Below are 21,102 nucleotides of genomic sequence, written 5' to 3'. Positions count from 1 at the left end.
ACGGCAGGACGGACCGCGCGCCCGCTCGTCGGCCTGGGCGCGGGTCGCGACGTCCACCTGTCTCAGGCGGAGGCCGCCCGCAGGACCTCCGCCACCTCTTGGTGCGCCGGGCTGTCGGGGTAGTCCTCCGACGACCGGCACCACTCCAAGGCCGTCCGCAGGCGGACTGGATCACGGTGGTCGGGGTCGGCGCCGTGGTCGAGCAGCCGCCGCACCCCGGCCGGCCTGCCGTTGCCCGCGGCGACGTGCAGCGGCATCCGCCGCCACTCGGCGTCGGCCTCGTCCACCGGCGTCCCGGCGGCGACGAGCCGGTCGACCACCCCCAGCCGCTGGTGGTCGGCGGCGAACACCAGTGCCCGCAACCGGCTCTGCGGCGCGCAGCTCGCGAGCTCCCAGGCGTCGACGTCACCCGCGGCGGCGGCCATCTCCAGGCTGTCGACGCGGGCTCCGGCGGCCACCAGCAGGTCCAGCACCCCGGTCATCCCGAACACCGCCGCGTGCACCAGCGCGGTGCTGCCCGGCACGCCGCCGGAGTCGGGCGCGGACACCGCCTCGACGTCGGCGCCCGCCTCGATCAGCACCGCCGCCACGGTGGTGTCACCGCAACTCGCGGCGGTGATCAGCGGGGTCTCCTTGGCCCCGGGGTGGCCGTCGACCGGGGCGCCGGCCGCGATCAGCGCCCTGGCGACCGCGCCGACGCCCGGCAGGTCGCGCGGCAGCCCGAGCCGGCGGTGGTCGAGCCGCAGCATGGCCAGGTAGCCGAGCACGTCCGCGCCTTCGCGGTGGTCCGACCACCGGCCCATCCGCGTGGTGGCCGCCTCGGGGTGGCGCGCCAGCAACCCGGCCAGGCGGTCCGGGTCGCGGCTGTTCAGGACGGCGCGGCGGTCGACTTCCCGCTCCACCTCGGCCCAGTCGGCGAAGCCGTGCTCGTGGGCGACCGCGGCTCGCGCCAGGTCGAGGTCGGAACCGGTGGTCGCGTCGTCGTGCAGTCGTCCCCGGACCAGGCGGTGCAGTCCGTCGAGGTCGAGCCGTGCGGGCAGGTCCGGCATCACATCTCCTCGGCGGCCAGTGATCACGAAAGCCTACCGCCGTCCCTGGACCGCCTTCGTATCCTTTGCATACATTGCGTGCGGAGGAGGTGGGCCGTGCCGAGGTCGGTCTACGACGAGGTCCGCGACCTGATCGTGCTGGGCGCCTACCCGGCCGGGCAGCCGGTCGCCGAGCTGGAGCTGTGCGCACGGCTGGGCGTCAGCCGCACGCCGGTGCGCGAAGCGTTGCGCCGCTTGGAGAGCGACGGACTGGTGCGCGCCGCGCGCCGCGGCGTGACCGTGGTCGAACTGGGCGCCAAGGCGCTGCGGGACGCCTACCTCGTCCGGGCCTCGCTGGAGGCGTTGACCGCGGAGCTGGCCGCGCGCCGGCGCCGGGCGGGCGAACTCGCGCCGGCCGCCCTGCGCCGGCTCACCGAGCTGGCCGACCTCGCCGACGCGGCGACCCGGAGCGGCGACCTGGCCGAGGGCGTCCGGCACAACCGGGCGTTCCACCGGCACGTCGCGGCGCTCGCCGACAACCCGCCCGCGCTGGAGGTGCTGGACCGGATCTGGGACCAGATCGTGGTGTCCACCCGCGCTTCGCTGACCGCCCCCGCCCGACCGGCGCGGGTCGACCACGAACACCGGCGGCTGATCTCCGCCATCACCGCGGGCGACCCCGGCACGGCGGCCGCCCGTGCCCGCGAACACGTCACCGCGACGATGTCCGCGCTGTCCGAACCACCAGGAGGGACGACCGCGTGAACGGCGAGCACGACTACCGGGTCACGGTCGACTGGACCGGCAACACCGGGTCCGGCACGGCCGCCTACCGCGGTTACGGGCGCGACCACGACGTGGTCGCCGACGGCAAGCCGGTGCTCAGGGGCAGCGCCGACCCGGCGTTCCGCGGCACGCCGGACCGGTGGAACCCGGAGGAGCTGCTGGTGGCCTCGCTGTCGCAGTGCCACATGCTCACCTACCTGGCGCTGTGCGCCCGCGCCGGCGTCGTGGTGACCGGCTACACCGACGCCGCGAGCGGGGTGATGCGCGAGGAGCCGGGCAACACCGGCCGGTTCGTCGAGGTGGTGCTGCGGCCGGAGGTCGAGGTCGCCGAGCCGGGCATGGTCGAGCGGGCCGAAGCGCTGCACGAGCAGGCGCACGAGGCGTGCTTCATCGCGAGGTCGGTCGCCTTCCCGGTCCGGCGCCTGCCGGTGGTGCGCCCGTCGGGGCAGCGGGCGGCCCCGAGCGCCTGACCGTCACGCCCGGCGGATCCGCACGGTCAGCGCGTCGGTGGTCAGGCCCTGCAAGCCGGACAGCGACAGCACGCGCGCGGGCGCGGTGCCCTCGGCGGCGTGCACGGTCAGGGCGCGCCGGGCGCGGTTGGCGGTCGCCGCGGCCTCCAGCAGCAGCGCGATGCCGGAGCTGCTGAGGTAGCCGACCTGACCCAGGTCGATCTCGACCGGCCGCGGGTCGGTCGAGTCGATCCCGGCCGTCAGCACCGCGCGCAGCTCGTCCACCGTCTTGAGGTCGACGTCGCCGCTGAGCCGCAGCACCTGGACGGGGGAGTCGGAAGCCGGATCGGCGACCTGCGGTGCTTCCTCGGCCGGTGCGGGCGCCGGTGCGTGGACGGCCTCGTCCACCAGGTCGAACTCGACGGTCGTGCCCTCGTCGCCGCGCTCGAAGGCGGTCCGGACCGCGATCGAGCGGATGATCTGCAAGCCCCGGCCGCGGTGGCCCTTGTCCTCCGGCTCGGGACGCCACCGGCCGTGGTCGCGGACCACCACGCGGACCCCCTGGGCGGTGGTGGAGATGTCGTAGTCGAAGTCGCCGGACTCGTCGGGCGGGTAGGCGTGGTCCACGGCGTTGGCCGCCGCCTCGCCGAGGGCCAGCTGCAGGTCGTCCAGCAGGTCGGCGGACAGCCCGGCCAGGGCCGCCCAGGCGGTGACCCCGCGGCGCATCACGGCCAGTTCACCCGCCTGGGCGGGCACGGTGGCGCGCAGCGGCGCGGGCAGGTGGCGGGCCACAACCAGAGCCACGTCGTCGTCCTGGCCGTCGGCGAGCAGCGCCGTGGTGATCGCGTCGCTGAGGGCCTGCGGCGGCAGGGCGTGCGCGTCGCGGGCGACGTCGAGCAGGCGGTCCAGGCCGTGGTCGATCGACGTGCCGCGGCGCTCGACCAGGCCGTCGGTGTAGAGCACCACGGACGCGCCCGGCTCCAGCTCGGTGGTGTGGTCCCGGTACGGCGCGCGTCCCGGCACGCCGAGCACCGAACCGGCGTCACCGGGCAGGAACCGCGGGTTCCCGGAGGCGTCGAGCACCAGCGGCGGCAGGTGCCCGGCGACGGCCCAGCACAACGCCCCGGTGTTCCAGTCGAACGTCAGGCAGGCGCACGTGGTGCCCGCCGCGCCGTTCACCCGCGCGGTGAACGCGTCGAGCCGTTCCAGCGCGGCGGCGGGGGAGTGGCCGTCGAGCAGGTAGCCGGCCAGGGCGCTGCGCAGCTGGCCCATCACCGCGGCGGCCTCCGGGCCCTTGCCGACCACGTCGCCGACCGTCAGGGCGACCGTGCCGCCGACCAGCGGCAGGACCTCGTACCAGTCGCCGCCGATCCGCGAGTGCGTCGAGGCGGGCAGGTAGCGGGCGGACGTGGCCAGCCGGTCCAGCGCGGGCAGCTCGCGGGGCAGCAGGCTGCGCTGCAACGCCTCGGCGATCTCGTGCTCGCGCTGCAGCCGCCGCTCCCGCTCGGCGTCGGCGCGCTGCCGCTCGGTGACGTCCCGTCCGATCGCCTGCACGCCGGTGGGCGTGGCCTGGATGCTCAGCTCGACCTCGACCACGGTGCCGTCCGCCCGGCGCAGCCCCCACACCTCGGTGACCACGCCCGCCGACAGGTCGGCGGCCAGCCCGGCCAGCCGCTCGCGGGTGGCCGGCACGACCAGGTCCGCGACCGCGCGACCGGTCAGCTCCTCCCGGTCGTACCCGAGCAGCCCGCACGCGGCCGGGTTGACCTCGACGAACCGCAGCTCGCGGTCCAGCACCCAGATGGCGTCGGTGGCCCGTTCCACCAGCAGGCGGTGGCGCAGCTCGCTGTCCCGCAGCGCCCGGTCGGCGTGCGCCCGCTGCAACGACTCCCAGCACCGGTTGACCACCACCGACACCACCTCGACCTCGGCCGGCGTCCAGTGCCGGACGGTCGCCTGGTGCACGGCCATGGCGGCGACGAACCGCCCGCCGCGCAGCAGCGGCAGGCAGATCACCGCCCGGATGCCGGTGAGCCGGTACGCCTCCAGGTCGGCCGGGACGAGCCGGGGGTCGTTCTCGCTGTCCGCCACGACCCACGGCTCACCGGCCCGCATGGCCAGCAGCGCGCCCTCGCCGAACGCGGCCATGGCGAACCGGCCGGGCAGCGGCGGCAACCCGGTGGCGTAGTCGCCGCTCATCACGAAGTGGTCCTCGTCGGCCTCGGTCCGCGCGTAGGCGCACCGGTCGACCCGGAGGTGCTCGCCCAGCATCCGGGTCGCGAGCGCCATCAGCTCGCCGGCGTCGTCGAGGCGCTGCAACTCGCGGTCGAGCACGCCGACGAACCCCCGCCGCTCCTCGGCCGCGTGGCGCTCGGTGACGTCACCCATCACGCCGCGCACCAGCTTCGGCGTGCCGTCGTCACCCGGCACGACCTGCAGCCGTTCCTTGATGCGCCGGACGTCGCCGTCCGCGGTCACCACGCGGTAGTCCAGCTCGAACGCCTCCCGCCCGGCGGCGGCCCACCACCGCGCGTCGACGACCTGGTCCCGGTCGTCGGGGTGGATCAGCGAGGCGAGGAAGTCCCGCTCGTCCAGCCAGCGGCTCCGCGGGTGGCCCAGCAGCTGCTCGGCGTGCCCGGAGACGAACGTGCAGAGCCTGGTCCGCACGTCGCCCTCCCAGATCACCACGGCCAGCTCGTCCACCAGAGAGCGCAGTTCGGTGGCCGCCGACGGCCCCGACTCGGGCGCTGCGTCCATGTGCGTCAACCCTTCCCCCGTGGCTCGGACCGCCGGTCGCCGCGGTCCAGCACGGAGGCCACGAAGCAGACGACCGAGCCGCAGGGTACCCATGCGCGGCCGGATCAGTCGCTTCCCGGGCGGTTCGCCGTCTTCGAGGCGGGGACCCGGTAACGGAATGATCTCCGTGGGTGACGAGGAGCAGGGGGGACGCGTGGGGGATCGTCCACTGCGAGCCAAAGCTGATCGGCTGCGTGAGCCGAGCTCGGCACCCGCGACCCGGTCCGCCGCTGCCCGGCGGACCGGGCGATCACCGCTGTCCGCGCCGACGGGTGGCCGGGGGTCACCCGGAGGCGGCTGCGAGCCGGTGTTGCGTTCCGGGTTGCGTCACCCGCGCCCGGACGGCAGGTCGGACAGGCTCCCGCCCAGTTCCCGCAACCGGTCCGCCACGTCGGCGGTGGCCGCGATCAGGTCGGCCAGGGACGTGCCCGGCTCGGGTGGCGCCCAGCCGCGGACGAGGAACCGGATGACCTCGGCGTTGTCCCGCAACTCGACGGCCAGCGCCTCCACCTGGCCGGGCAGCGCCCGGGCCGACCGCTCGCCGAGCCGCCGCGCCCGGAACGCCCGCTGCCGGCACGCGGACGAGCAGTACAAGCGGGGCCGGCCGGTGGTGCGCGCCGCGAACTCCTGCCGGCACTCCTGGCAATTCAAATTCGCGAGACTTTCGTTACGGATGGCCGCGGATTCGCGTTACGAAAAGGCGTTCCGCGCCGCCCGGTGAACCAATCCAGGTGAATGTGGTGTCGACACATCAGGTGATGGTCGGATCCTTGACGGGACCGGCTCGGCGGCGTGTAATTGGTCTCGACGGAAAGACCGGCCGATAAAAAAGCTGAAGGTAAGGGCTTTTCTCGGTCCCCCACTCGGCCGGCCGTCAAAGAATGACCGGACCCGGTGTCGCGGATCGGTCCACCACCGAGCACCCCGGGATCGAGTCGGAATTCATCGCAATCCTTTCCTCGCGAAGGAGAAGTCTGCCATGCCCACGAAGTACACCCTTACCGTCCGCAATGAATCTACCCAGTTCCAGAACCTGTGCGTCTACCAGCAGGCGGTGGACCTCGGCGTGCGCAACGTCATGTCGCTCGCCTGGCTGACCGCGCCGGCCTGGCCGCACACCACGGTGACCTTCGAGTGGAACCTCGACTACTCGTTCACCTGGTCCTACACCGGCGCCCTGAAGCCGGGCGTCAAGTTCCGGGCGCAGGAGGTCCGCCGGGCCAACCCGCAGGACCTGACCGCGAACCAGGTGCTGTTCGACTACTCCGACGGCGCGCACCGGTTCCTGGACGGCCGGGCGTTCGGCACCGCCGAGCTGGGCAACCTCTACATCCGCGAGCTGCCGTCGGTGCCCGCCGACGGGGCCGCGGTCGGCATCGGCATGTCGAACTCCGGCGTGTTCGCGGTGCAGGCGCAGCCCAACGAGAACCTCGTCTTCACCCCGCACCCCAGCTACTGGCTGACCGCGGGCACGTACTCCCACGGCGAGGTGCTGGACATCGAGCAGATCACCAACTCGGCGCAGCTGAACTACGACGCGGGCTTCGAGCTGAACGCCCTGCTGCGGCCCGACAACACGTGGTCGGTCAACTCCGGCCCGGCGTCCCTGCTCGCGGCCTGACCGACCCACCGGTCCACCGGTCGCCTCCCCGCCGGTAGACCACCAGCCCGACCCGTGCGCCGCGAGCCCCCGGCCGGCGCACAGCGGAGGACGACGGGGTCGAGGTCCGGTGGCGCCCACCCGCCCCGCTCGACACCCCGGTGACCGCCCCACGCGGGCCCGTCGTCCCGGGCGCAGAGCGCGCACCCCCGGCGCGCTCTGCGCCCCCTCTGCGGCCCTCTCCGCGCCTCCCGCCCACCGGCGTCCGAAGTCGCGCGCCACCGCCGAAGCCGCAAATGACCGAAAGGTTCGGCCGCGCCGGGGCACGCCATTCGACGACAGGTCGACCGGCGTCGGATTCGCGGCCGCGAACATTTTCCTCCTCATCCCCGCAGGAGTTCCACCATGGCCTACAGCAACATCAACCCGGCTTTCCTGGTCGAAGCAGTGCAGAAGTGGATCCAGTTCCAGCAGGCGCCGATCCAGGCCCTTTCGCTGTTCGCCGGCGGTTGGGAGGGCTGGGCCCGCAACCAGTTCGCGCTCTGGCTCCAGGACGCGCTGAAGTACCAGTTGCAGAACAACGACCCGCTCGACGTCCTGACCGAGGCCAACACCGTGCCCGGAGAGGGCGGCGGCACCTCGGTCTTCGAGAGCCCGACGGCGCGCGCCGACCTCGTCTTCAACGCCCTCAGCCCGATCGGGCAGACCGACGACCCGGTCATCGTCGTGGAGCTGAAGTGCCAGTCGCCGAAGCAGCGCTGGACGGCTTTCCGCTCCGGGCTGACCAGGGACGTCGCCAAGCTGTACGACATCAACTCCGAGCTGGACGAGATCTTCGACGAGCGCGGGATCTACGCGATGGCGCTGGGCATCTGCTTCAACGTCCCGGACCTGCGCCCCGCCGCGGGCTTCCAGGTCGTGCAGGCCACCCCGGAGTACGCCATCCAGTGGTGGTCGGACCCCGCTCTCGCCTGACCGCCGACCGCTGGTCCTAGGAGTGGATGACCAGACCCCGGCCACCGTCGCGCTTGGCCTCGTACATCGCCTTGTCGGCGCACTTGAGGACGGACGCGGCGGTGGTCTCGGGGTCCTGGTCGGCGCAGATCACCACGCCGACCGACGCGCTGATCTCGTCGCCGAGCACGTCGAGCACCCGGAACGCCACCTTCTCCGGCTCCTCGACGCCCTCGACCAGCACGCCGAACTCGTCACCGCCCAGCCGGGCGACCACGTCGGTGTCGCGGACGCACCGCCGCAGCCGCTGCGCCACCTGTTCGAGCAGCGCGTCACCGTGCGCGTGCCCGGAGACGTCGTTGACCGCCTTGAAGTCGTCCAGGTCCACGAACAGCAGCCCGAACGGCGTGCCGTCGCGGTGGTGGGCGGCCAGCGCCTCGTCCAGCCTGTTTTCGAACAGCGCCCGGTTGGCCAGCCCGGTCAGCGCGTCGTGGTGCGCCTGGTGGGTCAGCGTCCGCTCGGACTCGCGCAGCAGCAGGACGAGCCTGGTGTTGTCCACCAGGGTCACCAGCTGGCGCAGGATGACCGCGACGAACACGGTGAACCCGCAGCCGATCTCCACCGCGTCCAGCGGGCCCAGGTCGCCGATGATCGTGCGGCGCAGCACCAGCACGCTGCTCACCAGTAACGGCACGTAGGGCATCAGCAGGTAGGCCCACTGCCAGTTCCGGTGGGCGCGGCCCGGACCGGGCGCGGGCGACGGCAGGGGCGCCAGCGCGGCCAGCGCGATCAGCGCGGGGCCGATCACGAACCCGGCGTTGGCCAGCGGCGGCACCTCGGGCGCCTGGGTGCTCACCAGGTAGGCGAACGCGAGGTCGGACGCGGCGAGCCCGGCCAGGCCGAGCCCGAGCAGCCGCAGCTGAGGTCGCAGCACGACCTTGCGGTCGGCGCTGAGCGCCACCACGATCACCAGCAGCACGAGGTCGGTCACCGGGTAGGCGATGGCCACCAGGAACGACGCCCGGCTCGGGTTGCCGCTCTCGACCAGCCCGCCCAGCGCCGTGGTCCAGGTGAGCACGAACAGCGAGCCGACCACGATCAGGGCGTCCAGCGCCGGCACCAGCCTGGCGACCGGGGAGTGCCGGTCCAGCAGCGCGTCGGGCGTGCCGGAGCGGCGGAAGTTGCCGATGACGAGCAGCGCGACGAACGCGAACGGGACGACGCTGAGGTACCCGGCGTCGGCGAGCGACGGCGACGGCACCGCCCGCCGCTCGACCAGCTGGTACCACGTCCACAGCGCCTGGCCGGTGGACCAGCCCAGCATGCCGAGGCCGGTGGCCAGTCGCCAGCGGCGGTCCGGGCCGCTCGTCCGGCGGGCCGTCCACCAGCAGCAACCGGCCGCGAACAGGCCGGTGGCCAGCTGGGCCAGGTCGTCCAGGACCACCGCGGCCCCGCCCTCGACGACGTCGAAGCCGGCGGCGACGGACGCGGCCGCGGCGAGCGCCAGCACGACCGCGGCCGTGATGGCGAACCGCCTCGTCCCGATCACGCCGGTAAGTGTGCCCCATTGACGTCCCGTCGGCCGGGTTGCCCTGGGAGGATCAGCGGGTGGCAGAGCAGGACGTTCCCGTCGCTGACGACGTGGTGACTGAGCAGGAGTACGAGCGGTTCGCCCGGAACCGGATCGCCGAGTTCGGGGGCGACGCCGACGCGTTCGGGCTGTCGTACAACGTGCTCCACCTCGCGTACATGATGATCACCGACTACGAGGCGCTGGTGCACCGCGAGCACGGGTGGACCATGCCCGGCTTCCGGCTGATGTTCAAGCTGTGGATCCTGGGTCCCACCCAGCCCGCCCGGCTGGCCGACCTCTCCGGGACGACCAGGTCGGCGATGTCGAACCTGATCAACACGCTGGAGCGGACCGGCCTGGTCGAGCGGACCCGGGACGGCCAGGACCGCCGGGTGGTGTTCGTGGCGCTGACCGAGGAGGGGCGCGCGGCGGTCTCCCGGATCTTCCCGCGCCAGAACGGGCGCGAGGCGCGCTGGTTCGCCGTGCTGGACGAGGAGGAGCGCGCACAGATGGTGCAGTTGATCCGCCGGGTGGTCGCCGCCCGCCCGAAGTGACCGACCGGGACGCGATCCCCGCACGTCGCCGACGGCGTGCCGGAGCCACAGCCACAGCCGGTCCGCCCGGCGACGGCCCCGCCCACCGGGCTGAACGGAAGGGCGTCCCCGGCCGCACGCCGTTGTGCGGCCGGGGACGAGTCCTAGACGAGCGGGCGGTCCGTCGGCTCGATCGGGCGGGGCAGCACGGCGCGGCCGGTCAGGTAGGCGTCCACCCCGGCGGCCGCCGAGCGGCCCTCGGCGATCGCCCACACGATCAGCGACTGGCCCCGGCCCATGTCGCCGGCCACGAACACGCCGTCGACCGACGTGGCGAACGAGTCGTCCCGCGCCACGTTGCCGCGCGGGTCGAGGTCGACGCCCAGCTCGGTCACCAGACCGTCCTTCTCCGGGCCGACGAAGCCCATCGCCAGCGTCACCAGCTGCGCCGGGATCTCCCGCTCGCTGCCCGGCACCGGCTCGAACCGCCCGCCGACCGCCTGGACCTCGACCAGCTTCAACGCCCGCACCGCGCCCTGGTCGTCACCCAGGAACTCCACCGTGGACACCGAGTACAGCCGCTCGCCGCCCTCCTCGTGCGCCGACGTGACCCGGTACAGCATCGGGTAGGTCGGCCACGGGTGGACCTCGGCGCGCTTCTCCGGCGGCCGGGGCATGATCTCCAGCTGGGTCACCGACGCCGCGCCCTGCCGGTGGGCCGTGCCGACGCAGTCCGCGCCGGTGTCACCGCCACCGATGACGACGACGTGCTTGCCCTCGGCGGTGATCGGCGGCGCGTCCAGCTCGCCCCGCGCCACCCGGTTCGCCCACGGCAGGTACTCCATCGCCTGGTGCACCCCGGTCAGCGACCGACCGGCCACTGGCAGGTCGCGCCACGCCGTCGCGCCACCGGCCAGCACCACCGCGTCGTAGGACTCGCGCAGCTCCTCGACCGTGACGTCCACGCCGACGTTCACGTTCGTCCGGAACTCCGTGCCCTCGGCCCGCATCTGGTCCAGCCGGCGGTCCAGCCGCCACTTCTCCATCTTGAACTCGGGGATGCCGTAGCGCAGCAGCCCGCCGATCGCGTCGGCCCGCTCCAGCACCACGACCGAGTGCCCGGCCCGGGTCAGCTGCTGGGCCGCCGCCAGGCCCGCGGGCCCGGAACCGACCACGGCCACCGAGCGGCCGGTGCGCGTCACGGGCAGCTGGGGCGTGACCCAGCCCTCGTCCCACGCCCGGTCGATGATGGAGATCTCCACCCGCTTGATGGTGACGGGATCGCCGTTGATCCCCACCACGCACGCGGCCTCGCACGGCGCGGGGCACAACGTCCCGGTGAACTCCGGGAAGTTGTTGGTGGCGTGCAGCCGTTCCGACGCCAGCCGCCAGTCGTCCTTCCACACCAGGTTGTTCCAGTCGGGGATCAGGTTCCCCAGCGGACAGCCCTGGTGGCAGAACGGGACGCCGCAGTCCATGCACCGACCGGCCTGCTTCTCCAACCGCGGCCGCTCGAACTCCTCGTACACCTCGCGCCAGTCGCGCAGGCGGAGGAAGACGGGACGGCTCCGCGGGGTCTCGCGCTCGGTGGTGAGGAACCCGCGAGGGTCAGCCATGAGACGCCTCCATGATCGCTTCGTTGACGTCCCGGCCCTCCAGCACGGCCCGGGCCTGTGCCGCCAGCACCCGCTTGTAGTCCTTCGGCATGACCTTGGTGAACCGGTCCACCGCCAGGTCCCAGTCGGCCAGCAGCGCGCGCGCCACCGCCGAGTCGGTCTCCACGTAGTGCTTCTCCACCGCGCCGCGCAGGAACTCGCGGTCCTCGTCGTCCAGCGGGTCGAGGTCCACCATCTCCGGGTTGACCCGCTGCACGGCCGCGTCCAGCACGTAGGCGATGCCGCCGGACATGCCCGCGGCGAAGTTGCGCCCGGTCGCGCCGAGCACGACCACGCGGCCGCCGGTCATGTACTCGCACCCGTGGTCGCCCACGCCCTCGACGACGGCCAGCGCGCCCGAGTTGCGCACGCAGAACCGCTCGCCGACCTTGCCGCGCAGGAAGACCTCGCCGCCGGTCGCGCCGTACGCGATCACGTTGCCCGCGATGGTGTGCTGCTCCGCGGCGAACTGCGCGTCCGGCACCGGCCGGACCGTGATCCGGCCGCCGGACAGGCCCTTGGCGACGTAGTCGTTCGCGTCGCCGATGAGCCGCAACGTGATGCCGCGCGGCAGGAACGCGCCGAACGACTGCCCGGCCGTGCCGGTGAACGTGATGTCGATCGTGTCATCCGGCAGGCCCGCGCCGCCCCACCGCTTGGTCACCGCGGAGCCGAGCATGGTGCCGACGGTGCGGTTGACGTTGCGCACCGGCAGCTCCAGCCGGACCCGGTCGCCGGAGGCGATGGCGCCCTCGGCGAGCTGGATCAGCGTGTTGTCCAGCGCCTTGTCCAACCCGTGGTCCTGGGCGCTGGTGTGGCGCCGCGCCGCGCCCTCCGGCAGCGCCGGGACGTGGAAGATCGGCGACAGGTCGAGCCCGGCCGCCTTCCAGTGGTCCACGGCGTCCCGCGTGTCGAGCAGGTCGGCGTGCCCGACGGCCTCGGCCAGGGTCCGGAAACCGAGCCGCGCCAGCAGCTCCCGGACCTCCTGCGCGACGAACTCGAAGAAGTTCACCACGTACTCGGCCTTGCCCGCGAACCTGGCCCGCAGCACCGGGTTCTGCGTGGCCACGCCCACCGGGCAGGTGTCCAGGTGGCAGACCCGCATCATGATGCAGCCCGACACCACCATCGGCGCGGTGGCGAAGCCGAACTCCTCGGCGCCGAGCAGCGCCGCGATCACCACGTCCCGCCCGGTCTTGAGCTGGCCGTCGGCCTGCACCACGATCCGGTCGCGCAGCCGGTTGCGCAGCAGCGTCTGCTGCGTCTCGGCCAGGCCCAGCTCCCACGGGCCGCCCGCGTGCTTGATGGACGACAGCGGCGACGCGCCGGTGCCGCCGTCGTGGCCGGAGATCAGCACGACGTCCGCGTGCGCCTTGGACACGCCCGCCGCGACCGTGCCGACCCCGACCTCGGAGACGAGCTTCACGTGGACGCGCGCCGCCGGGTTGGCGTTCTTCAGGTCGTGGATGAGCTGCGCCAGGTCCTCGATCGAGTAGATGTCGTGGTGCGGCGGCGGCGAGATGAGGCCGACGCCGGGCGTGGAGTGCCGGGTCTTGGCCACCCACGGGTACACCTTCGCGCCGGGCAGCTGGCCGCCCTCGCCGGGCTTCGCGCCCTGCGCCATCTTGATCTGGATGTCGTCGGCGTTGACCAGGTACTCGCTGGTGACGCCGAACCGGCCGGACGCCACCTGCTTGATCGCCGAACGGCGGGAGTCGCCGTTGGCGTCGGGGGTGAACCGCTCGGCGTCCTCGCCGCCCTCGCCGGTGTTGGACCGCGCGCCCAACCGGTTCATCGCGATGGCCAGCACCTCGTGCATCTCCTGCGAGATGGAGCCGTAGGACATCGCGCCGGTGGCGAACCGCTTCACGATCGACGAGACCGGCTCGACCTCGTCGATCGGCACCGGCTCGCGCACGCCCTCCTTGAACGCGAACAGCCCGCGCAGCGTCATCAGCCGCTTGGCCTGCTCGTCCACCGCCCGCGTGTACTCCTTGAAGACGTCGTAGCGCCCGCTGCGGGTGGAGTGCTGGAGCTTGAACACCGTCTGCGGGTTGAACAGGTGCGCCTCGCCCTCGCGGCGCCACTGGTAGTCGCCGCCGACCTCCAGCTCGCGGTGGTGCGCCCGGAAGCCGTCGGCCGGGAACGCCACCCGGTGGCGCAGCGCCACCTCCTCGGCGATGACGTCGAACCCGACGCCGCCCAGCCGCGAGGTGGTGCCGGTGAAGCACGAGTCCACGACCTCGTCGCCGAGGCCGATCGCCTCGAAGATCTGCGCGCCGGTGTAGGACGCCACGGTCGAGACGCCCATCTTGGACATCGTCTTGCGCACGCCCTTGCCCAGCGCCTTGATCAGGTTGCGGGTGGCGACCTCCGGCTCGACGTCGGGCAGCTCCTCGACCGAGGCCATCGCCAGGTACGGGTTCACCGCCTTCGCGCCGTAGCCGACGAGCAGCGCGATGTGGTGCACCTCGCGGGCGTCGCCCGCCTCCACGATCAGGTCGACCTGGGTGCGGGTCTTCTCGCGCACCAGGTGGTGGTGCACCGCGCCGGTCAGCAGCAGCGACGGGATCGGCGCGTGCTCCTGGTCGACGCCGCGGTCGGACAGCACGACCAGCCGCGCGCCGTCCCGGATCGCCGCCGACACCTCGGCCCGGATCTCGTCCAGCCGCCGCACCAGCGCCTCGCCGCCGCCCGCGACCTCGTACAGGCCGCGCACGGTGAACGTGCGGAACTCCGGCAGCGTGCCGTCGTCGTCCACGTGCACGAGCTTGGCCAGCTCGTCGTTGTCCAGCACCGGGAACGGCAGCGAGATCCGCCGGCACGACGTGGCGTCCGCCGACAACAGGTTCGGCTCCGCGCCGAGGGTGGCGTGCAGCGAGGTCACCAGCTCCTCGCGGATCGCGTCCAGCGGCGGGTTGGTCACCTGGGCGAACAGCTGGGTGAAGTAGTCGAACAGCTGCCGCGACCGGTTCGACAGCGGCGCGAACGGCGCGTCGTTGCCCATCGAGCCGATCGGCTCCGCGCCGCTGCGGGCCATCGGGCCGAGCAGCAGCGCCAGCTCCTCCTCGGTGTAGCCGAACGCCTGCTGACGACGCACCAGGGACGAGTGCGTCGGCACCTCGCGCTCGCGCGCCGGGAGGTCGGCCAGGTGCAGGATGCCGTCGGCGACCCACTCCTGGTACGGGTGCTCCGCCGCGAGCTGCCCCTTGATCTCCTCGTCGTCGATGATCCGCCCCTGGGCGGTGTCGACCAGGAACATCCGGCCCGGCTCCAACCGGCCCTTGCGCACGATCGTGGCCGGGTCGAACTCCAGCACGCCCGCCTCGCTGCCGAGCACGACCAGGCCGTCCTCGGTGACCCAGTACCGGGCCGGGCGCAGGCCGTTGCGGTCGAGCACCGCGCCGATCAGCGTGCCGTCGGTGAACGACACCAGCGCCGGGCCGTCCCACGGCTCCATCAGCGTGGAGTGGAACTCGTAGAACGCGCGCCGCTGCGGGTCCATCTCGGCGTGGTTCTCCCACGCCTCGGGGATCATCATCAGCACCGCGTGCGGCAGGCTGCGCCCGCCCAGGTGCAGCAGCTCCAGCACCTCGTCGAACGTCGCCGAGTCGCTGGCGTCGCGGGTGATCACCGGGAAGACCCGGGACAGGTCGCCGGGGATGAGGTCGGTGGCGAGCACCGACTCGCGCGCGTCCATCCAGTTCCGGTTGCCGCGCAGCGTGTTGATCTCGCCGTTGTGCGCCACGTACCGGTACGGGTGGGCCAGCGGCCACGACGGGAACGTGTTGGTCGAGAACCGGGAGTGCACCAGGCCGATCGAGCTGGTGACCCGCTCGTCGGTCAGGTCGGGGAAGAACTTCTCCACCTGGGGCTCGGTGAGCATGCCCTTGTAGACGATCGTCCGGCCCGACAGGCTCGGGAAGTACGCGCCGGTGGCGTGCTCGACGCGCTTGCGCACCACGAACGCCAGCCGCTCCAGCTCCAGCCCCTCCGCTCCGCTGAGGAAGAGCTGGCTGAACACGGGCATGGTCGTCTTCGCGGTCGGACCGACGTGGTCGGTGTCCACCGGCAGCTCGCGCCACCCGAGGACGGTCGCGCCCTCCTCGGCGGCGATGCGCTCGACTTCGGCCTTGACCCCGTCCTGACCCTCCTGGGGGAGGAACGCGGTGCCGACCGCGTAGCCGCCGGGCTCGGGCAGCGGGAAGCCGACGACCTCGCGGTAGAACGCGTCGGGCACCTGGATCAGGATGCCCGCGCCGTCACCGGTTTCGGGCTCGGCGCCGCGGGCACCCCGGTGTTCGAGGTTGCGCAGCGCGACCAGGGCCTGGCTCACGATCGCGTGATTTCTGCGACCGGCCAGGTCGGCGACGAACGCGACACCGCAGGCGTCGTGCTCGTACTGCGGGTCGTAAAGGCCGGGAAGCCTGTTTTCGGCAGGCTTGTGGTGGTGGGTCACAACGGGCCCTCCCGTGGCGTCGTCCGGGCATACGGAGACGGCCGAACGCCCGCGCGCGGCTTTACGCGGACAACTCGGCCTGCAGGTACTGGCTGTGGATCCACGCCCGAGAGATCGTCGGCGTGGGACCGCACTCCGTTGTGCGGGAGAACTGCACTTCATGCGCGCGCTTGGCGGCTGGATGGAGCCGCGTCGGCGTGCTTGGCGGTGCACCGGGGTTGCCGGGGTCTTGTGACGATAGTGTGAATTCGCGGTTATGGCTCTAGTCCGACAGGGCGTCGTGGCGAATCCCACCCCTACTTGACGCCGTTCCTACCAGCGGGGTACGCCCGGTCGGACTAGAATCTCACCCGATCTTCTGCCTTCAGTAGCCGCTGAAGTCAGCTCCCGGCCCTCTTCGACTCCCGCGCGCAGCCGATCGCGACGGCCAGGCACAGCGCCGCGACCGCACCCTGCCACCACGCGGCCTCGCTCACGGCGAGGATCACGTTGACGCCGGCCACCAGCGCGAACAGGGCGGCCAGCAAGGTCCAGAGCCGACGTTCGGCCTTCGCGCCGCGGAAGACGACCAGCGATGTGGGCGGGTGGGTCACGGCGGGCACCTCCAGTCGGGGCTCGTCGCACTCGACGGCGACAAGTCGGCTGCGGGTACCCGCACTTTGCGTAGTTCACACCTCCGGTGCGCTACTTTCCGCGAGAGCTCCGGCAGGGGTGTGCGTTGAGTGACCGAGGATCACCCGATCGTTACGCCGAACAGGACTCCGACGTAGTAGGTGACGACCATCGTGAGCGAGCCGACGACCACGTTCCGGCGCACCGCGCGACCGACGCGGCTGCCCCCGAGCCGGGCGCTGACCACGCCGGTGAGCGCCAGGCCGACCAGCACGGCCACCGCGCACGCCCACACCCGCCACTGCGTCGGCGGCAGCACGATCGCCACCAGCGGGATGAGCGCGCCGACTGCGAACGACACCAGCGACGCCCACGCGGCCTGCCACGGGCTGGTCAGGTTGTCCGGGTCGATCTGCAGCTCGGCCTCGGCGTGGGCGCGCAGGGCGTCCTGCTCGGTCAGCTCGCGGGCCACCCGGGTCGCCAGCTCCTCGGACAGGCCCTTGTCCTGGTAGATCCCGGCGAGCTCGCGCTCCTCCTCCTCGGGCATCTCGCGCAGCTCCCGCTCCTCCAGCTTGAGCGCGGCCCGCTCGGTGTCGCGCTGGGTGCTGACCGAGGCGTACTCGCCGCCCGCCATCGACAACGAGCCCGCGACCAGCCCGGCGACCCCGGCGGCCAGGATCGCGGTGCGGTCGGAGGTGGCGCCCGCGACGCCGACCACCAGGCCGGCGGTCGACACGATGCCGTCGTTGGCGCCGAGGACGCCGGCGCGCAGCCGGTTCAGCCTGCCGGAGAGGTCGTCGCGGTGGGGTTCGCCGGGGTGCGTCATGACGGTGATCGAACCACCTGCGCGCCAACGGGGTGGAGTACCGGCGCGAACGGGTGACCGGGTGGACAACCGACGACTCCGGCCCGGTCGGCCCGGTGTGATCCACTGCGCGCTGACGAATCAGGGGGAGTGATGGTCACCAGGCGCGCGTTGGTGCTCGGCGTCGGCGCGGTGGTCGGACCGGGCGCGTCCACGTGGCCGCACCCCGTCGTCCGGCGGCGCGTCGAGCGGTGCGCCGAGTGGGGCGCACGACCGCCGGTCGAGCCGCCGGCGCCGGTCTCCCGCCCGCCCGAGCGGATCGTGGTGCACCACACCGCGACGCCGAACGTGGCGGACGGGTCGCGGCGGCACGGCAGCCTGGACGCGCTGCTGGCCGGTGACCGGATGGTGGAGGGCGCGCACGCCTACGGGCAGAACCGGAAGCCGATCGGCATCGAGACCGAGGGCACTTACGTCGACGAGATCCCGCCCGCCGTGCAGTGGGACGCGCTGGTGTGGCTGCGCGCGGAGGTCGCATTGGAGTTGACCCGTGGCTAGCGCGCGCACGCCCGCTCAGGTGTACCGGCGCTTCGGCGAGGTCGACGCCGCCGGGACGTCGCCGCTGTACGAGCGCGTCGCCGTCGCCCTGAGCGAGTCGGAGGAGGCGTTGCGCGCCATCGCGACGGCCCCGGCGCGCAAGCGGAGCCCCGCAGTGGTCCTCGCCGCCCTGCACGACCTCGCCCTCGCCGGGCGTGCTCCGGCACTCGCCGCCGCCTACGCCGCCGGGGACGCCGACGCCGCCGCGGACGCGGCCGTCGACGTGCTGCTGCGGATGACCGGCTCGGTGGTGGCCACCGCCGTGCGCCGACGGGTGCGGGCCGACGAGACCGGGCGCTGCGCCGTGCTCCACCCGGCCGTCGCCGAGGCGGCGCACCGGGTGGGCGCGGCCTCGGTGGGGCTGATCGACGTGGGCTGCTCGGCCGGGCTGAACCTCAACGTCGGCCGGGTCTTCATCGCGTACGGCGACGGCCGGTCGTTGGGCGACCCGACGTCGCCCGTGCGGCAGTCGTGCGCGGTCGTGGGGGACCGGCCCGTCCCGGCGCGGCCGATGCCCCGGGTCGTCACCCGGATCGGCGTCGACCCCGACCCGGTGGACGTGACCGACGCCGACGAGGTCCGGTGGTTGCGCGCCTGCGTGTGGCCGGACCGGCGGGAGCGGGCCGCGCGGCTCGACGCGGAGCTGGCGCTGGCGGCGGCGGACCCTCCGCTGCTGCTGCGAGGGGACGCCGTCGACGTGCTGCCCGAGGCGTTCGCCCGCGTGCCCCCGGACGTGCTGCCGGTCGTCACCACGACGTGGGCGCTGTCGGGCCTCTCGCCGGAGGACCGGCTGCGCTTCCTGGACCGCCTTGGCGAAGCGGCGGCCCGTCGGCCGGTGGCGTGGGTGTCGGCGGAGGGCGTCGGTGTCGCGCCGAAGGCGCCGACCCTGGGCGACCGCCGCGCCTCCGGGCACAGCATCGTCGGCGTGGCGGTGTTCGACGGGGCGACCGCGCATGTCGAGGCCGTCGGCCGCTGCTGGTCGCGGGGGCGGCTGCTGGCGTGGCTGGCCGGTTAACCGGCTTCCACGATCCGCCACTGCGGTCCGCCGACCCAGGTGGCTTCGAGCCGGGACCGGTGGCCGCCGCCGGTGAACTCGACCACGACGGCGTGGGCGGGCTGTTCGACGGTCGCGGCGAAGTCCTGGCGCGGGGTGGCGGAGATCGGGTCGACGTCCCTGGCGGAGAACCGGATCGCGGCCACGCCACCGTGGAGGCGGAAGCTGCGCAGGTACACCGGTTCGCCGTTCTGCTCGGTCCACGTGCCGTCCTCCGACGGCAGGGGCTGGGTCGTCGTCGTGGTCGGCGCGACCGTCGTGGTGGTCGTCCGGGGCTGCGCCTGGGTCGGGGGCTGGGTCTGGGCGACCGGCGCCGCGCTGGTCGTCGTGGTGGTCGTGGGCGTCGTCGTGGTGGTGGTGATCGCCGACGACTGCGTGGGTCCGGCGACGACGCGCGGCCGTTCGGGCGCGCCCGCGTCCAGCACGAACCGGATGCCGAGCCAGGACAGCGCCACCGCGACCGCCGTCGACGCCGACCACGCGGCGAGGTACTGCAGGCCCCTGGTCACGCGGCCATCCTGCCAGCGCGCGTGTCCTACGCTCCCGCCCACTGTGTCCTACGGTCCCGACCCCCGAATTCAACGCTCAGGACGGCCGGGTCGGGTTCCGAGTGTTGAACTCGGGGGTCCTGAACGTAGGACACGCGGGACGGGAACGTAGGACACGCGGGGAGGGAAGGGGTCGCGGGTCAGGAGGTGGCGGTGTTGAGGAGGGCGAGGTAGCCCTGGCTGTAGCCGGTGGCGTTGGGGTGGAACGACTCCACGAGGCGGAACAGCGAGAACTGGTTGATCCACGGCGAACGGCCGCACGCGCCGTGGCCGGCGAAGTGCGCACGGGCGTCCACGTAGCGGACGCCGGCCGCCGCGGCACGGGCGGAGATCACCTCGTGCAGCACGTCGGAGCCGCGGTTCAGCGCCGCGCGCTTGGTGGTGCTCATGCACGACCCCGTCGGCTCGACCAGGTGCGGGTAGCCCAGCACGACCACACTGGCGTTCGGCGCGCGGTTGCGGATCGTGGCGTAGGTGGCGTCGAGCCGGCCGGGCAACGTGGTGCGCGCGGTCTGGATGCCGTTGTCCACCGCGTTCACGCAGCTGCTGTCGCTGCCGGTGACGCACGTGATCATGGTGTTGGCGAACCCGACGTCGTTGCCGCCGATGGTGATCGAGACCAGGTCGGTGCCCGCGTCGAGCGAGGCGAACTGGTCGGTCATGCTCTGCGTGGTCGCCCCGCCGCAGGCGGCGTACTTGAACGACGACACCTCGTGCGTGTCCGCCCACAGCTGCGCGTACCCGCGCGGACTGCGGTAGCACGTCCCGCCCGTGTAAGGCGGCGCACCGGTGCCGGAGGAGTAGGAGTCGCCGAGGGCCACGTAGTCGACCGGTGCGGCGGCCTCCGCCGCTGTGGAGGTGAGCACAACGGCCAGTGCGGCGGGGAGCACCGCGCACACGACCCTGAGAAGACGTCCGCGCACGTCCAGTCCCTTCGTCGAACGATCAAGGCGGCAGGGCGCCGACGTTACGAAGGCGTTCCGAGGGATCACAGACGGTGTTATTCTCATTACCTGCGAGTAACCTGGTCCGCCGCTCCGCTGGGATGCCGCCATGACGATGCCGCCATGACCGTGCCGCGCCGCAGCGACGCCCTGCGGAACCGGGCGTCGATCATCCGCGCGGCCGAGGAGCTGGTGGTCCGCGGCGCGACGCCGTCACTGGCACGGGTCGCCCGCGCCACCGGCCTGGGCCAGGCCACGGTGTACCGGCACTTCCCCGACCGCCGCGCGCTGCTGCTCGCCGTCGCGCAGGAGCACCTGGGCCTGCTGGCCGAAGCCGCCGAGCGCGACGCCGACGACCCCGCCGCGTTCCGGGCGCTGCTGGCCGCGGTGATGGCCTACCAGGTGTCCATGCGCCCCCTGGTGGACGAGCTCCGCCGGTTCCCCGAGCCCGACCTGCGCGGTCACGTGCGCCGGCTGCTGGACGCCCTGCGGGGCCCGTTCGACCGCTCGCGGGCGGCCGGGCTGCTGCGCCACGACATCGTGCTGAACGACGTCGTGGTGGTGCTGGCGATGCTGCAGGCGGCGGTCGAGCAGAGCCCGGACCCGCGCCGCGCGATCCCGGTGCTGCTGGACGGCCTGTTCCGGCCGGAGGCCGAGCGGTTCGAGCGGGTGGACGGCCGGCGGTAGGCGCCGCCCCGATCACCCCTTC

18 protein-coding genes are annotated in these 21,102 nt (G+C 73.1%); 8 read left to right on the top strand and 10 right to left on the bottom strand.

Annotated features, from left to right (window positions below; genetic code table 11):
* Positions 1-62 precede the first annotated feature (62 nt).
* A complete protein-coding gene (locus AB0F89_RS29435) occupies positions 63-1,049 on the bottom strand; it encodes an ankyrin repeat domain-containing protein (RefSeq protein ID WP_367128890.1) in 987 nt (328 codons plus the stop codon).
* A gap of 96 nt (positions 1,050-1,145) precedes the next feature.
* Here AB0F89_RS29435 and AB0F89_RS29430 point away from each other — a divergent pair, with 96 nt between their 5' ends.
* Positions 1,146-1,793, top strand: a complete 648-nt coding sequence (locus AB0F89_RS29430) for a GntR family transcriptional regulator (RefSeq protein ID WP_367128889.1) — start codon at positions 1,146-1,148, stop codon at positions 1,791-1,793.
* Complete coding sequence (locus tag AB0F89_RS29425) at positions 1,790-2,284, top strand: OsmC family protein (protein ID WP_367128888.1); 495 nt, start codon at positions 1,790-1,792, stop codon at positions 2,282-2,284. The genes AB0F89_RS29430 and AB0F89_RS29425 overlap by 4 nt, the downstream gene beginning before the upstream one ends.
* 3 nt (positions 2,285-2,287) lie before the next feature.
* On the opposite strand, the gene AB0F89_RS29420 is transcribed toward AB0F89_RS29425, so the two are convergent.
* Positions 2,288-5,020, bottom strand: a complete 2,733-nt coding sequence (locus AB0F89_RS29420) for a SpoIIE family protein phosphatase (protein WP_367128887.1) — start codon at positions 5,018-5,020, stop codon at positions 2,288-2,290.
* Between the two features lie 366 nt (positions 5,021-5,386).
* Positions 5,387-5,710, bottom strand: a complete 324-nt coding sequence (locus AB0F89_RS29415; protein ID WP_367128885.1) for a hypothetical protein — start codon at positions 5,708-5,710, stop codon at positions 5,387-5,389.
* Between the two features lie 328 nt (positions 5,711-6,038).
* Between AB0F89_RS29415 and AB0F89_RS29410 the strand changes: the two genes are divergently transcribed.
* Both AB0F89_RS29410 and AB0F89_RS29405 read left to right on the top strand, forming a co-directional pair.
* Positions 6,039-6,680 (top strand): hypothetical protein, encoded by a 642-nt coding sequence (locus AB0F89_RS29410; RefSeq protein ID WP_367128884.1) that lies wholly within the window; start codon positions 6,039-6,041, stop codon positions 6,678-6,680.
* A 384-nt stretch (positions 6,681-7,064) separates the two neighbouring features.
* Positions 7,065-7,634 carry a hypothetical protein gene (locus AB0F89_RS29405; protein ID WP_367128883.1) on the top strand — a complete coding sequence of 190 codons (570 nt, stop codon included), beginning with the start codon at positions 7,065-7,067 and terminating at the stop codon, positions 7,632-7,634.
* A gap of 16 nt (positions 7,635-7,650) precedes the next feature.
* Here AB0F89_RS29405 and AB0F89_RS29400 read toward each other — a convergent pair whose 3' ends face one another.
* A complete protein-coding gene (locus AB0F89_RS29400) occupies positions 7,651-9,162 on the bottom strand; it encodes a diguanylate cyclase (RefSeq protein WP_367128882.1) in 1,512 nt (503 codons plus the stop codon).
* Positions 9,163-9,221: 59 nt separating this feature from the next.
* Here AB0F89_RS29400 and AB0F89_RS29395 point away from each other — a divergent pair, with 59 nt between their 5' ends.
* Positions 9,222-9,740, top strand: coding sequence for a MarR family winged helix-turn-helix transcriptional regulator (locus tag AB0F89_RS29395; protein ID WP_367128881.1), 519 nt, complete (start codon positions 9,222-9,224; stop codon positions 9,738-9,740).
* 143 nt (positions 9,741-9,883) lie between these two features.
* Here AB0F89_RS29395 and AB0F89_RS29390 read toward each other — a convergent pair whose 3' ends face one another.
* The 4 genes from AB0F89_RS29390 to AB0F89_RS29375 all read right to left on the bottom strand — a co-directional run bounded on the left by AB0F89_RS29390 (position 9,884) and on the right by AB0F89_RS29375 (position 17,271).
* Complete coding sequence (locus AB0F89_RS29390; protein ID WP_367128880.1) at positions 9,884-11,335, bottom strand: glutamate synthase subunit beta; 1,452 nt, start codon at positions 11,333-11,335, stop codon at positions 9,884-9,886.
* Positions 11,328-15,833: a glutamate synthase large subunit gene (gltB, locus tag AB0F89_RS29385; RefSeq protein WP_367128879.1), complete on the bottom strand. Its 4,506-nt coding sequence runs from the start codon at positions 15,831-15,833 to the stop codon at positions 11,328-11,330. The genes AB0F89_RS29390 and gltB overlap by 8 nt, the downstream gene beginning before the upstream one ends.
* 380 nt (positions 15,834-16,213) lie before the next feature.
* On the bottom strand, positions 16,214-16,426 hold the full coding sequence (locus AB0F89_RS29380) for a hypothetical protein (RefSeq protein WP_367128878.1): 213 nt from the start codon (positions 16,424-16,426) through the stop codon (positions 16,214-16,216).
* 140 nt (positions 16,427-16,566) lie between these two features.
* The gene (locus tag AB0F89_RS29375; protein ID WP_367128877.1) at positions 16,567-17,271 is read right to left on the bottom strand and encodes a VIT family protein; all 705 of its coding nucleotides are present in this window, start codon (positions 17,269-17,271) and stop codon (positions 16,567-16,569) included.
* A 132-nt stretch (positions 17,272-17,403) separates the two neighbouring features.
* On the opposite strand from AB0F89_RS29375, the gene AB0F89_RS29370 reads away from it, so the two are divergent.
* Both AB0F89_RS29370 and AB0F89_RS29365 read left to right on the top strand, forming a co-directional pair.
* Positions 17,404-17,808 (top strand): peptidoglycan recognition family protein, encoded by a 405-nt coding sequence (locus AB0F89_RS29370; protein WP_367128876.1) that lies wholly within the window; start codon positions 17,404-17,406, stop codon positions 17,806-17,808.
* Positions 17,801-18,862: a DUF2332 domain-containing protein gene (locus tag AB0F89_RS29365; protein ID WP_367128875.1), complete on the top strand. Its 1,062-nt coding sequence runs from the start codon at positions 17,801-17,803 to the stop codon at positions 18,860-18,862. The genes AB0F89_RS29370 and AB0F89_RS29365 overlap by 8 nt, the downstream gene beginning before the upstream one ends.
* Here AB0F89_RS29365 and AB0F89_RS29360 read toward each other — a convergent pair.
* Together AB0F89_RS29360 and AB0F89_RS29355 are read right to left on the bottom strand one after the other, a co-directional pair.
* The gene (locus tag AB0F89_RS29360) at positions 18,859-19,410 is read right to left on the bottom strand and encodes a hypothetical protein (protein WP_367128874.1); all 552 of its coding nucleotides are present in this window, start codon (positions 19,408-19,410) and stop codon (positions 18,859-18,861) included. The two genes, AB0F89_RS29365 and AB0F89_RS29360, sit on opposite strands and share 4 nt — an antisense overlap.
* Positions 19,411-19,589: 179 nt before the next feature.
* On the bottom strand, positions 19,590-20,372 hold the full coding sequence (locus tag AB0F89_RS29355; protein ID WP_367128872.1) for an SGNH/GDSL hydrolase family protein: 783 nt from the start codon (positions 20,370-20,372) through the stop codon (positions 19,590-19,592).
* A 144-nt stretch (positions 20,373-20,516) separates the two neighbouring features.
* Here AB0F89_RS29355 and AB0F89_RS29350 point away from each other — a divergent pair, with 144 nt between their 5' ends.
* Positions 20,517-21,080, top strand: coding sequence for a TetR/AcrR family transcriptional regulator (locus AB0F89_RS29350; RefSeq protein ID WP_367128871.1), 564 nt, complete (start codon positions 20,517-20,519; stop codon positions 21,078-21,080).
* The last annotated feature ends 22 nt before the right edge of the window (positions 21,081-21,102 follow it).

The sequence above is a fragment of the Saccharothrix sp. HUAS TT1 genome (assembly GCF_040744945.1).
In the GTDB taxonomy this organism is placed as follows: Bacteria; Actinomycetota; Actinomycetes; order Mycobacteriales; family Pseudonocardiaceae; genus Actinosynnema.
Note: the sequence above shows the minus strand (reverse complement) of the source record. Positions and strands in the feature narration are given on the sequence as shown.